Origin of the sequence: Acinetobacter sp. P8-3-8 (genome assembly GCF_000214135.1) — a bacterium.
Classification (GTDB): Bacteria; Pseudomonadota; Gammaproteobacteria; order Pseudomonadales; family Moraxellaceae; genus Acinetobacter.
On sequence record NZ_AFIE01000001.1, the window covers coordinates 228,250 to 243,735 of the forward strand.

8 protein-coding genes are annotated in these 15,486 nt (G+C 36.5%); all 8 read left to right on the forward strand.

The annotated features are described in order from the left end of the window. The first annotated feature begins 1 nt into the window (after position 1). The 8 genes from GGG_RS0101040 (at position 2) to GGG_RS0101070 (ending at position 15,437) form a co-directional block, all read left to right on the forward strand. Positions 2-6,382 carry a DEAD/DEAH box helicase gene (locus tag GGG_RS0101040; protein ID WP_010111337.1) on the forward strand — a complete coding sequence of 2,127 codons (6,381 nt, stop codon included), beginning with the start codon at positions 2-4 and terminating at the stop codon, positions 6,380-6,382. Then, positions 6,379-8,472 carry a UvrD-helicase domain-containing protein gene (locus GGG_RS0101045; RefSeq protein ID WP_010111339.1) on the forward strand — a complete coding sequence of 698 codons (2,094 nt, stop codon included), beginning with the start codon at positions 6,379-6,381 and terminating at the stop codon, positions 8,470-8,472. The genes GGG_RS0101040 and GGG_RS0101045 overlap by 4 nt, the downstream gene beginning before the upstream one ends. A 135-nt stretch (positions 8,473-8,607) precedes the next feature. After that, positions 8,608-10,983: an AAA family ATPase gene (locus GGG_RS21290; RefSeq protein WP_010111341.1), complete on the forward strand. Its 2,376-nt coding sequence runs from the start codon at positions 8,608-8,610 to the stop codon at positions 10,981-10,983. Position 10,984: 1 nt separating this feature from the next. Then, on the forward strand, positions 10,985-12,301 hold the full coding sequence (locus GGG_RS0101055) for an McrC family protein (RefSeq protein WP_010111342.1): 1,317 nt from the start codon (positions 10,985-10,987) through the stop codon (positions 12,299-12,301). A gap of 469 nt (positions 12,302-12,770) precedes the next feature. After that, positions 12,771-13,250 (forward strand): CRISPR-associated ring nuclease Csm6, encoded by a 480-nt coding sequence (gene csm6 / locus GGG_RS20385; protein WP_138920245.1) that lies wholly within the window; start codon positions 12,771-12,773, stop codon positions 13,248-13,250. 111 nt (positions 13,251-13,361) lie between these two features. Further along, positions 13,362-13,904: a hypothetical protein gene (locus tag GGG_RS20390; RefSeq protein WP_050809020.1), complete on the forward strand. Its 543-nt coding sequence runs from the start codon at positions 13,362-13,364 to the stop codon at positions 13,902-13,904. 67 nt (positions 13,905-13,971) lie between these two features. Beyond that, the gene (locus tag GGG_RS0101065) at positions 13,972-14,331 is read left to right on the forward strand and encodes a hypothetical protein (RefSeq protein WP_010111344.1); all 360 of its coding nucleotides are present in this window, start codon (positions 13,972-13,974) and stop codon (positions 14,329-14,331) included. Then, the gene (locus tag GGG_RS0101070) at positions 14,304-15,437 is read left to right on the forward strand and encodes a CRISPR-associated protein (RefSeq protein ID WP_264650117.1); all 1,134 of its coding nucleotides are present in this window, start codon (positions 14,304-14,306) and stop codon (positions 15,435-15,437) included. The genes GGG_RS0101065 and GGG_RS0101070 overlap by 28 nt, the downstream gene beginning before the upstream one ends. Positions 15,438-15,486: the final 49 nt, after the last annotated feature.

Sequence of the window (15,486 nt, forward strand, 5' to 3'; positions counted from 1 at the left end):
GATGTTTCCGAGTTTAATTTCAAAAGATATAGAGCAAGCATTAAAAAGTTTTATTACAACAGGGTACGAAACGGAAACACCACACTTTAAAGGCAAGTTTGAAGCACTGGTTGATAAAGACGCAAATGGGGAAGCTTTTTTTAAAGGACCTTATGTCTCTTTAGGGCTACCTTTTGCTAAAAATCCTAAAGCGACTTGTCATTTTTTCCCAAACTTCAAAACAGAACATTCACCGTTTGCACATCAGGAAAAAGCATGGCAACGTCTTGTTGGAGAAACTGCAAAACCAACTTTGGTTGCTACAGGCACGGGGTCGGGTAAAACAGAATGTTTCTTATATCCATTGTTGAATCATTGCTTAGAACAAGCAGGTAAAGGCATTAAAGCCATTATCATTTACCCAATGAACGCTTTGGCAACCGACCAAGCGAAACGTTTTGCCGAAGTCATCCATAACACTCCTGAACTAAAAAATCGTGTCAATGTCGGGCTATTTGTCGGTCAAGATGATAATGCAGCCAGTGGCACCAAACAAATGTCAGCAACGCAAGTCATTACCGACCATGACACCTTGCGTAAGACACCACCAGACATTTTGTTAACCAACTATAAAATGTTGGATTACTTGCTCATGCGTCCTAAAGATCAAAGTCTTTGGGTGCAAAACAAATCAGACACTTTAAAGTATTTAGTTGTCGATGAATTACATACCTTTGATGGTGCACAAGGTTCTGATTTAGCGATGTTGATTCGGCGTCTAAAAGCACATTTAAAAACACCAAAGAATCACTTGGTCACGGTGGGGACTTCTGCAACTATTGGCTCTGAAGAAAGCAAAGGGGATTTACTCGATTTTGTTTCGAAAATCTTCGATGCGGACTTTACAGCAGACAGTATTATTGGTGAAACACGGGTCAGCCCAGCCGAATTCCAAGCACCGATTGAGTATTACAGCATCTCTTATGACTTCGATCCAAAACTGTTAAACCAACAACAGTTTGAATCGGAAGAAGAGTATCTAAAACATCAGGCGTGGTTCTTCTTTGGTAAAGCATCTGATGGCGGTTTTGACCTCGACCCTAGCAATATGCAATCCCGCCAAGAATTAGGCTTAAAGTTAAAAAGCCATGCTTTCTTCTTAAAACTGTTGAATGATGCACAAACCCTGACAGCATTTTCAAGTCTAGTCCCTGAAGCAAGAACATTACCACCAAGTTTAAGATCTTATGCAGAGCATATTCTGATGTCATTATTGGCATTGGTATCTCATGCACGTGGAAAAGACTACCCAGGACAACCCTTTGTCTCACTAAGATTCCAAGCATGGATTCGAGAGCTTCGCCGTATTGTCGCCACGGTAAATAAAGACCCTGAGCATGTACATTTACACTTTCATGACGATTTAAAAAAACAAAAAGATCAAGTGGTATTACCCGTTCTGCAATGTTCGGAATGTCACGCAACGTCATGGCTTGCTGCAGAAAAGATGGGTGATACCCAGATCGAAACAGACCTACGAAAATTGTATAACCGTTTCTTTAAAAATGATGTCCAAGCTAAATATTTGATGCCGATTGATCCTGAACAGTGTCAGGATGTTACGGGTGTGGTGAGTTATTTATGTGGGGAGTGTTGCCATCAAAGTGGTGTGAAAACAGACCAGTGTAATAAATGTGGCTCTAAAAACGTTGTTTGTGTCGTAGAAAGTGCTGAGATTAAAGAAGTTCAAGAAAAGGAGGTAAATACCACCAAAAAAGAACGGACATGCCCATCTTGTCAATCTCGTAACTCGCTGATTATCTTTGGTTCTCAGGCCGCAAGCCTAACTTCGGTTGCGATTAACCAACTGTTTTCAAATCAACTCAATCAAGATAAAAAAGTCATCGCTTTTTCCGACTCTGTTCAAGATGCCACTCATCGTGCTGGTTTTTATAGTGCACGTACTTGGGAAATGAACCTCAGAACAGGGATGGCACAATACATTGCTAAACATGGCTCAGTGCCTTATTTGGACTTTGTGAATCATTGGTTTGAAGATTATGAACTGAATGAGAAAAACCCAAATGGTTGGACGCATGAGAAGTTCATTACTGAATTTATTGCGCCTAATTTAGAGTCCCGTGAAACGTATATTGATATGAAAGAGGGTAAAAACCCTCAACTTGCACAATTATTGGCAGATATTAAGCGTCGCCTTGCATGGGAAGCACTGCACGAGCTCGGTATTAAAAGCCAAACAGGGCGTTCTTTACGTCGTACTGGTGTGGCAACTTTGTATTGGGAAGCAACCTTAGTCCATCAAGCAGCGAATCAATTAAAACACGATGCACTTAATCATTTGGGATATGAGCTGTCTGAAAAACAAGCGCAACAAGTACTGTGGGGCATCTGCCTAAGATTACGTAATCAAGGTGCAATCTATCATCAACTCTTAGAGGGTTATGTAGAGCGTGGTGGTGATTATTATATTTTAACCAATGACAAGACCTTACCCACCTTTGGTTCGCACTCGCAATTACCTGTATTTCCTGCAAGTGATAAATGTAAGAATTTTGAAAGTATCACTTTGAAAAAAGGTCAGAGCTGGTATGAAAAGTGGCTGACTTTGGTTGTACATACAGAACAACTGGTGGCCAAAGACTTTTATAGCAATTTGTTTGAATATTGCTTAAAAGCCTTACAAAGTGTGGACTTAGTGGTTGAACGAGTGATTAAAACCAAAGATGCACGAGTCTGGGGTTTAAATCCGCAAAAACTGTTTGTTACTCATCAGCTCAGTACATTCACCTTACGTGCCTCAGATAGCTTAGATTTATCTCAAGGTCATGGTGAGCTGAATGTTCCACAGCAATGGGATGAGGAGATTGAAGATCTTCCATCACTGCAGTTAAACGTAAAGAACAACTCTCGGATGTATGTTTGGAAGAAAGATCACCGTCCATTGAATAATTTCTATAGACATTTCTACTTGCATGGGCAAATTAATCGTGTAATTGGACATGAACATACTGGTTTATTGTCACGTTCATTACGTGAAAAAGTTGAAAATCAGTTCAAAGCCAAAGAAAAATCAGGTGAACGTAAGCCATGGTTTGAAAACCTATTGTCTGCGACACCAACTTTGGAAATGGGTATTGATATTGGTGATCTGTCATCGGTGATTTTGGCTTCAGTACCACCATCACAGGCAAGCTATTTACAGCGTATTGGTCGAGCTGGACGTTCGACGGGGAACTCTGTGGCGTTAACGGTTGCCAATGGACAACCACATGATTTGTATTTTTATGCAAATCCATTGCAAATGATGGCGGGCAATGTTGAGCCACCTGCAATTTTCCTAGAAGCTTCGATGGTGTTGAAACGACAACTATTCGCATACTGTTTTGATGACTGGGGACGAGCAGAACAAGGTAAGCAAAGTATTCCAGAAACCATGCAATTGGTCATTGGTGCAGTCAAAACCAATAATACAGACCGTTTCCCATACACTTTAATTGAATACATACGGACCAATCGTGATCGTTTATGGGATGAGTTTAGTGAATTACTGCCTCCTACAATGAGTGCAGATAATCGTGAACGACTCAAAAAAGTAATCATTAATAATGAAGCTGAAGAAGAGCAAATTGAATGGGTTTTGATTAATCGAATTAAAGAGTTAGCAGAGGAAATCAATCGTTTAAATGAGCAGAAGAATGCATTAGAAAAAACGCTGAAGAAAACTGAAGCATTACCTGATGATGAAGAAAAGAAAAAGAAATTAGAGGAGCTTCATCAGGAAATTACAGGTGTGGCAAGGCTTAAACGTAATATTTATAGCAAAGCGACATTTAATTTTCTAACAGATGAAGGCTTACTCCCTAACTATGCTTTCCCTGAGGAAGGTACGACATTAAAGTCTGTCATTTTTAGAAAGTCTTCAGATCCCTCGAGTGCTTCACCGTATCATTCCGAAGAGTATGAATATACACGACCAGCTCATGCAGCAATTAGCGAATTGGCACCGAATAGTATTTTCTATGCGTCGCATCACAAGGTTGAGATTACCCGCGTCGAAACAGCAAAGGGTAAAGCCATTGAAATGATGCGAATGTGCCCAAGCTGTAGTTATCATGAGACGGTGGGTTCAACGGTCACGGCATCAAGTTGTCCCCGTTGTGGTGATATTCAATGGGCAGATGTAAGGCAGCAGTTTCCAGTATTGAAATTGGTGCAGGTGTATGCCAATACATTGAAATCTAAGGCGATGCTATCTGATGATAGTGAAACACGTGAACCATTATTCTTTAATAAGCAGATGCTCGTGGATGTTGATCCGCAGGATGTGGAACTTGCATATGCTTTTGAAAACGAAGATCGACCTTTTGGTTTTGAATTCGTTAAAAAAGCAAAATTTATTGAAATGAATTTTGGTGAAAGTACGGGCTCTACTGACTTAACCTTTTACATCGCTGGTAAGGAGTTAGAGCGCCCAGGTTTTAGAATCTGCAAGGAATGCGGCACTGTACAAGATAAAAAAGGCCCTGCAAAACATCAGCACTACTGTAGCTTTGCTAAAAATCAAGATGAAAGTGGCATTGAACAATGTCTGTATTTGTACCGACAATATGTTTCAGAAGCCATCCGTATTCTTATGCCGAGTATGGCTGTAGCAACGCCAGATGAACAGATCAACTCTTTTGTTGCAGCAATGCAGTTAGGCCTTAAAAAGAAATTTGGCGGCAAAGTCGATCACTTACAAATTATGATTTCTGAACAGCCTGTTGCTGGTAGTGACTTTAGAGAACGCTACTTAGTAATTTATGACAGCGTTCCTGGTGGTACGGGTTATTTACATGAATTGCTCGCGGACCCAAAGCATTTGTTAGATACATTTAAAGCAGCCCAAAAAGTAATGGCTGAATGCTCATGTCAACATGTCATTCCTGAGGTGGATGGTTGCTATCAATGCTTGTATGCCTATCGTAATTCCTACGGTATGGAAAGCACTTCACGTAAAGTCGCTTTGAATATGTTGCATGAGTTATTACGTGATGATCCGACATTTAAAAAAGTTGAACACTTAGGGAAAGTGAAAAAAGTGGTTTGGGAGGATAGCCAGCTAGAAGTACGCTTCCCAGAAGCAATGAAAACATTTAATGAACCAGAATTACAACCCTTTGTTGGTGGTAAGAAAGTCAGTGTAAAAGTTGATTTGATCAAAGGAAATAAGGCATATCATTTAAGTATTGATAAAGAACAATACCGTATGGAAATGCATGTCCAATTGGGTCCATCACAGGGCGTTGCTTATGCTTGTGAGCCAGACTTTATTATTTACCCAGAAAATAAAGAAGCAAAGAAAGCAGGCTTTAAACCGATTGCAATTTTCTTGGACGGTTATGAGTATCATGCACAAAGTGTGCATGATGATTTACTTAAACGTCAGGCACTGCTACGTTCAGGACAGTATTGGGTCTGGTCTCTCACATGGCACGATGTGGAATCTAGCTTTGCAAAAAATGAAGTTAAAGTTGCCAATGTATTTCCAAGTGTTGTGGAAGAAACATCAGCATATACTAGATTGAAAGGAGCACATGAACAAAAATTGAAGCCATATACGCTCAATGATTTACAACTTAATAGTTTTAATTTATTGATGAAATTTTTAAGTCACCCAAATACAGAAGATCTGCAAAAATTAAGTGCTTTACAAGCTCTACGCTTAATCGACCCGAGGCATAAATCAGATCAAAATTTAGCTCAATGGAAAAATTTTACTCAGTATTTTCCTTTGGAGTTTAATGAGCTTTCTCAATCTAAGTCACTTCTTTTGGCAAATATATTCGAACTTGGTCATAACGAAAATCAGCTTAAATTAGCGTATGCTGCAGGTACTGGCATTATTAATAGTCTGGATTTAAACGAACTCATGATTGGTATTCAAGTCCAATTAGGTGAAAAAAATCTCGAAGAAACTAAATTGCTGTGGATGAAGTTGTGGCAACTCATGAATTGGTTTCAGTTTTGTCCAAATCTATATGCTGGAGAAATTAAACAAACCAATGAAGGTGTCTATTCAAGATTGAGTTGGAATACACCGTCTGTTTCAGATCATGATGACTGGTCATTTGTATTTGAAGAGGCATCAGAAGTTATACATCCGTTGCTATACGCATTAAAGGATCAATGTATTTCTATGCCTTTAGTTGGCTTTGAGTTAGAAGGTGCTAAAGGTGAAATTTTGGCAGAAGCTGAATTGTTATGGAAAGATCAAAAAATCATTGTGCTTTTGCCATATCAATTCGATGACAAAGAAGTATTCGAACAACAAGGGTATTACGTATACCTATTTGAAAATAATTTGGAAATATTAGTAACTGAATTGGGGGATAAGCTATGAAAACAAATTTAAAGCTGGCTTTTTCTGATGGATATTTTGCATCACTGAATAAATTGCCATCCAATATTCAGGCAAAAGTAAACCAACAGATTATGAAGTTTATGGTCAATCCCTCTTTGCCTGGTTTTAATCTAGAAAAATTACAAGTTGTCAAAGATGATAGCTTTAGATCATTACGAGTAGATCAGACCTATCGCATCATTGTCTCCGAACAAGGCAATATTCTGTTATTGCTTTGGGTTGATCACCATGATGATGCCTACACATGGGCGAAAACGCATAAATGTAATATTAATGCCGAAACAGGTGCTATTCAGCTTTATCAAAGTGAAGTCCAAGCAGTGGTAATAGAGTCTCAGGAGACTTCGGAAAGTTTATTCAATTCTTTGCGTGATAAGCAATTGATGAAACTAGGGGTGCCAGAAGATTTAATCCCTCAAGTTCGATTAGTGCAAACGGAAGAAGATTTGGATCAGTTACAAACCAATTTGCCACAAGATGCCTATGAAGGCTTATTCTTGTATCTAGCAGGGCAAAGCTACGAGTCCATTCTTGCTGAGCGTGAAATTGCTGAAGATAGTCAATTTAGTACGACCGATTTTGAGGCTGCACTGGCTAGGGATCAGTCATTAGCCAAATTCTCTGTGGTTTCTGGTGAGACGGAATTGGAGGAGATGCTAAGTGCATCGCTAGAAAAATGGCGTGTTTTCCTACACTCATCACAACGTAAACTAGCAACAGGACATAAAAAAGGACCTATTCGTGTTTTAGGCGGTGCTGGCACGGGTAAGACGGTAGTGGCTATGCACCGAGCAAAATGGTTAGCGGAGAATTTAACTGATCCCAATCATAAAATTCTATTTACAACTTTTACCAAGAACTTAGCACAAGATATTGAAGATCAGCTTAGAAGTTTATGTGGAGAGGCTTTACTGCAAAAAATTGAAGTCGTGAATTTAGATCGATGGGTTCAGTATTTCTTACGTAAACAAAAATATGATTTTGAGATTGTCTACAGTCGAGAAAAGTTAGATGAGCATTGGAAAATGGCCTATGCAGAAATGTCACCAGAATTGACATTAAGCTTAGAGTTTTTCAAAGAAGAATGGTTGCATGTAATACAACCACAGGGCATTACCTCACTTGAGGAATATAAGCAGGCACGCCGTGTAGGACGAGGTACACGTTTAAGTCGAGCAGATAAAATTAAAGTTTGGGATGTTTTATCTGAATATAGACGTTTGCTGAATCAACATGGAATCAAAGAAATATCAGATGCCTATCGAGATGCAGCAGACTTTATCAAAGTAAATGGTATAGATTTTCCTTATCAAAGTATTGTTGTGGATGAAGCCCAAGATATGGGACCACAAGCATTCAAGTTGTTAAGAGCGATTGTGCCAGAGCAAGAAAATGATCTCTTTATTGTTGGTGATGCACATCAACGTATTTATGATCAAAATAAAGTAGTTTTGAGTCAAGTTGGGATTAATGTACGTGGGCGATCAGCTAAACTCAAAATTAATTATCGAACCACGGATGAAATTAGAAAGTTTGCAAGCGCAATTCTAAATGATATGCCAATAGATGATTTGGATGGTGGTGAGGATGATAATACTTTGTATAAGTCTCTGACGCATGGACCAGCACCTTTTATCTTTGATAATAGTCAAAATTTTGAAGAACAAATGCAAAAGGTATTTGCTTTTATTGATCAGTCATCTTATCCATTAGAGAGTATTTGTATTGTTGCAAGAACGAATGCGGAAATAGATAAAATTGCTCAACAATTTAATGCTGAGAAGCGAAAATTCCATAGAATTGAAACCTCTGAAACACATGCTCCAAAGGATGTTGTAAAAATTGCCACGATCCATCGTGTTAAAGGCTTGGAATTTGATTTAATTGTTTTAGCATCTTGTAATGAGGGGCTTATACCATTAAAGAATGCCGTCGAGCATAAAGCAGATGAAGTGTCTCAGATTGAAGCAGATGCTCATGAGAGATCACTTGTATTTGTTGCTTTAACGCGTGCTAAGAAGGAAGTCGTTATTTCTTCTTATGGGGTGAAGAGTAGCTACTTAGTTTAGTTCGTTTTCTCTCATGAGCAATAGGTAACACGATACCAGAGATCTACATGGTATTAAACTGTGAGCAATGATTGGTGTTTAGATTCTATGTCACTAATTTTACAGAATTTTTAATAATTAGTCGAGAAAAGAGCCGTGGAAGTTGTTGATAAAAATGCATGGGTAAATTTTTATAAAAATACCCTGTTTTCACATATATTGAAATTTGAAGGGAGACAGAATGAGTTAGCTCAAATTTTAAAGGATCTAAAAAAACAAGTTGATCAAAGTTTTAAGTCAGATAAAACACTCGATGAAAATGGCAATATCATTGAGGAACCAAAGCATCATACAGAAATAGATCCCTTTACTGTAATTAGTTTGATCAATGTGGGTACATTGAAGAAAAGATCAACATTGCATAGTGGTTTGCTAAATAGAGATGATTTTCGTGTTGATTTAACTGGCTGTGCCGAATCTGATGCACAAAGTGCATGGTATTACCCTTATAGAGTTAAACAAAATGGTAGTGATATTTACGAAAGACCAAAAGAAATCATATCTAGATTATGGGGATTGTTTAGAAAACTTGCGGAACTTAAAGATATCAAAGAAATAGAAAAAATTATTATTGAAATATTGCCACAAGATGTCATTGGGATTAATAAACTTTCAACCGGCTTATATCGTTGTCGACCAGATTTATTTTTTCCGTTAAATGCGACAGGAAAGGCTTTTCTAGATAAAAGTAAAATTAGTTACACAGATACTGTTGTTGAAACTGAAGATAAAGCTTTACAAGTATGGAATGATTATCTGGATACTTTAAAGCGAATAAAAGAGACATTCAAAGATCAAGAGTTTTATGACCTATATTATCAAGCTGTCGTTGATGTCAATCGTTCAAGATTAAATAAAGGGCATAAACAAGAAGACAATAATTTGAGCACGAAAAATAAAATAGAAACCAATATGCCACTGAATCAGATTTTATATGGCCCACCAGGTACAGGTAAAACGTATGCAACTACAGAACTTGCTGTTCAAATTGCTGCCCCAGATTGGTATGCCTCACTAACCGAAACGGACACAATTGAACATCATAAGGCCATTAAAGAAAAATATGATGAACTAATCAAGACAAAGCAAATTGCTTTTACTACTTTCCATCAAAGTTTTAGTTATGAAGACTTTATTGAAGGTTTAAAAGCATATGTACCTGAAGGTCAAACTAATATTGCCTATAAAGTTGAAGATGGGATTTTAAAAAAAATAGCCATAAAAGCACAAAAGGCAGCGGGGATTAATAAGAATGATGTTTTAGGACTCAATAGTTCACCTAAAATCTGGAAAATTTCATTAGGTGAAACTTGGGATGTAGAACGCAGAAAAAAATATTTTGAGAATAGTGAAATACGTATAGGGTGGAATGCGACTGGCAATTTATTAACTGAGCGTAATGAAGATCAAATCAAGTATTTCGAATCATTAGGTCCTAATGATCAAACATCTTTAAATGATTTTAGTGAAGGAATGAAGATTGGTGACGTCATACTGTGTTTACGTGATAGGAAGAGTATCCAAGCTATAGGTGTTATCAGTTCAGACTATTATTTTGATGTACAAGCCTATGAATTAGATTCCGACTTTGCGCATGTCAGAAAAGTGAAATGGCTAGCAACGGGTATTAATTTCAATATATTAGCTTTAAACAATAATTTTCAATTGGGAATCAAATCGGTACATGAGTTAGCACGTATCAGTTGGGTACAGCTTGTTGAAGAGTTGAAAGCCCAAGATATCATTATTGAAGAAATTCATAACCCAAAGACACTCATCACTAATAGTGTCAATCACGTACTGATTATGGATGAAATAAACCGAGGCAACATCTCAAAAATCTTTGGTGAACTGATTACCCTGATTGAGGATGATAAGCGTGCGGGTAAGTCAGATGCACGTGAATTAACTTTGCCATACTCAAAGGAACCTTTTACTGTACCTTCTAACTTATATTTGATCGGTACGATGAATACGGCAGATAAGTCACTGACACAATTAGATTTAGCCTTGCGTCGTCGATTTGAGTTTAAGGAAGTTGGTCCAGATAGCCAAATTCTAGAGGATATGGAAGCATCGCAGCATGATGTGGATATTCCTCTAATGCTCAAAAAAATGAATCAACGCATTCAATATTTAAAAGGTAAAGATTATCAAATTGGTCATAGCTATTTCATGCCTTTGTGTTCGGTAATGGACGAAACTAAGTATCTGGAAACATTACGACGAATTTTTGAAAATAAGATCATTCCGCTATTGCAAGAATATTTCTTCAGTAATTTAAAACATATAGGTTTGGTATTGAATGATAATCCAGATGATATGGATGAGCGAAAGATAATTCAGGACTTGAATTTTGATGAAAATATCTTTGGCTATGGGCAGCAACCAAAAGGAAATCCATTGTTTGCAGTCGAACTAAATCTAGGCTGCTTTAGTGATTTAAAACGTTTCCAACAGATCTACCACTAAGATGATTACGGTAACAGAATACGCAGAGCTACAGTCTTATCAAAAGACTGTAGTGACTGAGAATACTTTAGCAACAGCAAGTCGTCGTGCTTATATTAGTCAAAAGACTTTGGATTGGATGATTGATAAGTATCAAGCTACTCGTATTGAAGAAACTGATCAGGTTCTTGTATTAGAAGAAGTACGGCGCAACAGTTTTAAGTTAGGTGCTTATGTTGGCTATATACAAAGCCCTTTCAATGAGGAGCAGATTCAGATTTTACCTAAAATTGAATTAGGTGATAGCCAAATTGTAAAATCTAAAAATATATTAAAAAACATGCTCTCTGAGGTTTATGACATACGACCTAAAGAGATGAGTGAAGCTGATTTAACGCAAACTGATTTGCCAATACATGAGTGGATTATTCGACGCTTTTTGGAAGAGCTCGAACAACTTATCCATCATGGGCTAAAACGTGATTACGAGTTAGTACAAGATGTGCAGCCTTATCTGAAAGGAAGGCTATTAGTTCAACAACAGATTAACCATGGAGTAGGTAAGGATTATCTATTTGAAATTGAATATGATGAGTTCCTGTTTAATGGTATTGAAAATCGCTTAATTAAAACAGCGTTAATTTATGCATTAGAAATGACTAGGAATGATCATTCTATCGCAATCGGGCATGATTTTACTGAATTAATGCATGAGATACCAACATGTCATGATCCCGTTGAAAGCTTAGGGCAATGGCGTGAAGGTAAGTTATTTAGTCAATACGAAGATATAAAACCATGGTGTGAGCTATTATTGCTGAATATCAATCCATCATTTCAAAATGGCGAACGCCGTGGCATGTCTTTACTATTTTCTATGCCACAGCTCTTCGAAAAATATGTGGCGAAAAAGCTACAAACTCAGTTAAAACCTTGCCATAGATTACAGATTCAACCGAGTCGACAAACATTGGTGAGTCACACACCTAAAAATAGAACATTACAAAACTGGTTTGCATTAGAACCTGATTTAGCTGTCTATAAAGGGGGGGACTGTCAGGTTATTCTTGATACCAAATGGAAATTTATTCATCAAGAGAAGGCTAATTCCACTGAAAAATATGGAATCAGCCAGGCTGATTTGTATCAAATGCACGCCTATGGCAATAAGTATTTAGGCCAAAAAGGTCAGTTGATTTTGATCTATCCAAAACATCAAAAATTTACAGTTCATTTGCCACATTTTAACTATTCAGATGAGCTTTGTTTATATGTACTTCCTTTTGATTTGGAAAAAGGTGTCTTGATTGGACAAGAACTTGTAGCAGCTATGATTTAAAGGAATTCTCTAAAACAATGTTATCCATAAATAAGCTAGAAATTGGGCAAAAACTTACAAATAAGGAACTGAACCGTACCGGGATTGTCGGAGACTTTTTATTTAAGTTAGGCCACCTGACCTAATATTTTAATCTTATCATAGTACATTGCTTCAAACTCAGAAGAGGCTAGTAAGTTCTCTTCTTTATGGGATTGTAGACTGGCATAAAAAGCAACTTGAATTGAGTTGGTTTTCTCAATCAATATATGAACTAAAGATTACAGTAGTAATCTTTAGTTGTTGAAATTTACTTGGGTAAAAAGGTTAAAAATTTTCATCAGATTAAGGATGAATTTTATTTAACTAAAAGCTGTTTATTAAATCAGTGGCTATTCAGTCCAATGTTATTTTAGTGCTAGATTGTTGTTTTTTTAGTGATAAATAAGCAGAATTGTACTTTGCTTGGAAGTTATTTGAGGGGTAAGGAGTGAAAACGATACTGCTTTCGATCATGGGGATAAGCCCTCAGGTATTAACTGAAACACTTTATGCAATTCACATGCAAGGTAAGCCTTTTCCTGATGAAGTTTACTTAATCACATCAGTAAATGCAAAAGCAAAAGCAATTGAGTGGTTATTTGAAAGAGGGCAGATTGAGGATTTAAAAGCGCATCATAACCTTCCAGACTTCAAATTTGAATTAAGTCATATTTTGCTGATGCAACATGAGGATGGTGTGGAGATTTTTAATGGGCGTGAAGAAGAGGATCAACAAAGTATTGCGGACTCCATTACTCGTATTGTTGCTAAGTTCACTGCAGATGAGAACTGTCGAATTCACGCATCAATAGCAGGTGGTCGCAAGACTATGGCATTTTATATGGGCTATGCCATGTCAATCTTTGGTAGAGAACAAGATATTTTAAGTCATGTTTTTGTTAGTAAAGATTTTGAATTTTCGGAGTAATTTTTTTTCCCAACCTTAAACGATAATTATATTGCTAACAAAGATAAGGTTTTAAATACTAAAGAAGCAAAAGTTACTCTTGCAGAGATTCCATTTGTGCGAATGCGAAATATGGTTGATCCAAGCTTTATAAATCAGATGGAAAGAAAGTCTTTTAGTAAGACTATTGCATTATTAAATACTTATAAAAATACAAGCATTAAGGTCCAAATAATATTTAATAAAAAATGTATTTTAGTAAATGGTATAGAGATTAAACTTCCACCGAAAGAACTAGCATTTTATCTTTGGTTATCTCAACAACCTGAAAGAAGAATTAATATTACTCGGCAGTTTTGTGCTGATACTAAATATAGCGCTTCTTACTTGAAAATGTATTCAATGGTTTCTAACGATAGTCGAGTATTTACTTCTTTTAATGTTGATAGGGAAATGGTTGAGCAGTGTTCTGCCGAAACTTTGTCAAAATTAACAGATATAAGGCCATTCGAAAAAGATTGGCTTCAGCAAATTCGTTCTAAAATTAATGGACAATTTAAAAAATGGCTTGAAGCGATTGTGGTTGAAGCTATTGAGATAGGGAGTAATGAGTACAATACACAGCAACATGAGGTTTGTTATTTTATGTCTGAGACTGTAATCATTGAATGCTAGATAGATTAAGAAATAAACAATCCAATAGGTTTAATTTTTATTTAAATTATATGATAAAGGTAAGTTAATGCAAAAAGATAAATGTGTTATTTGTACTATAGGTACTTCTATTGCCAATGGTTGTGAGTTGCAACTTGAATACTTTAATCCAGGTCATGCATGGGAAGAGGATACAAAAATATTTGAGCAACAAATAAATCTGCGTGTTACAGGACTTAAAAACACCATACATAAAATATCTGCCGAGATTAATTCTCTTGAACGATTAGGTTTGACAACAATGAGTAAAGTGGTTTTGCTAGCAGCAGATAATGCGGCGAGTAAAGCTTGCGCTAATGAATTAAAAAAAATATTGAACAAATTTTTGGTCTTGCGAAACAAAATATTGAAATTAAGCGTATTAAGGGGCTACAAGTACATGATGTAAAATCATTAAAAGAACAAGGATTTCGTGAGTTAGTCACCACAATATTGGCTTATTTAACGGATGATAACCTAAATTACCAATATGATTTGATCTTAAATCCAACAGGTGGCTATAAAGGAGTGATTCCATTTGTAACAGTATTAGGGATGTTATATGGAAAACGTAGTGTATATATATTTGAACATGCGGAACAATTGATTAATCTCCCCCCCCTGCCATTTAGTTTTGACATTGATATTTACAATCGTGTTGTGCCGGCATTGAAGCGTATTGATGAGCAAACGGCTATAGCTGAGCAAGAATATTACGCTTGTATTATTGATTATACTGAGCAGGAAAAACCGCTATTTACTTCATTTATTGAGCCTATTGGCGATAATATGGTAACGATTTCTCCTCTTGCTGAAGTACTTTTATCGATAGAGAATCGTAATTCCTATCCTATAGTTAGCCAGAATGTGATAGATGAACTCCTATATGATAATACACAACCAGCGTTAGCTTTAAAGCGATTAATTAAAAATAGTGTGAATCCATTATGGCGTAATCAACATAGTGAAAAATGGCATGAAACTAATTTAATCGTGATTAAGCAAAATGCTACTGCTGAACGTTTAGCTGGTTTTGTCAAAAATAATGCTTTTTATGTAGCTTATGCTTTTCGAACACATGAAATTTATGAGCGTGATTTACCAAAATATGATGAGAAAATGGCAAAAAATCTTAAGTATCAGCAATGGGAAATAACTGAAAATGTAGGCAAGTCACAAAGTAATGATATGGATTTATTAAGGGAAAGAGATCAATTGCTCATTGAAAATCGGTATTTAATAGAAAAAATTAAAACTCTAGAAGAAGTAATCGACAATAATGACTTGGATAAATTAGAGGAAAAAGATCAGCTTGAAGTGCTTAATCAAAAAATAATAGAGTTAAGTCAATGTATAGTAGACACTAAATTAGAATTAGAACAACAAAAAACACACGCTGAAATAAATTATCAAGCATTGGAAAAACAACTTGCTGAACAGCAGAAATCCACTAAAAAATTAATATCCAAAGGTTTCTTCTCAAGACTTTTTTATGTAGTTAAAGGAGGGAGGTAATTTGGTAATCCCCCCTAAAAATCAACAGTAAGAATCTATCGTTATGAGT

Excerpts from the sequence above, each read along its gene's own strand:
- GGG_RS0101040 (WP_010111337.1), top strand. The coding sequence starts at position 2 with ATGTTTCCGAGTTTAATTTCAAAAGATATAGAGCAAGCATTAAAAAGT.
- GGG_RS0101045 (WP_010111339.1), top strand. The coding sequence starts at position 6,379 with ATGAAAACAAATTTAAAGCTGGCTTTTTCTGATGGATATTTTGCATCA.
- GGG_RS0101055 (WP_010111342.1), top strand. The coding sequence starts at position 10,985 with ATGATTACGGTAACAGAATACGCAGAGCTACAGTCTTATCAAAAGACT.
- GGG_RS20390 (WP_050809020.1), top strand. The coding sequence starts at position 13,362 with ATGGTTGATCCAAGCTTTATAAATCAGATGGAAAGAAAGTCTTTTAGT.
- GGG_RS0101065 (WP_010111344.1), top strand. The coding sequence starts at position 13,972 with ATGCAAAAAGATAAATGTGTTATTTGTACTATAGGTACTTCTATTGCC.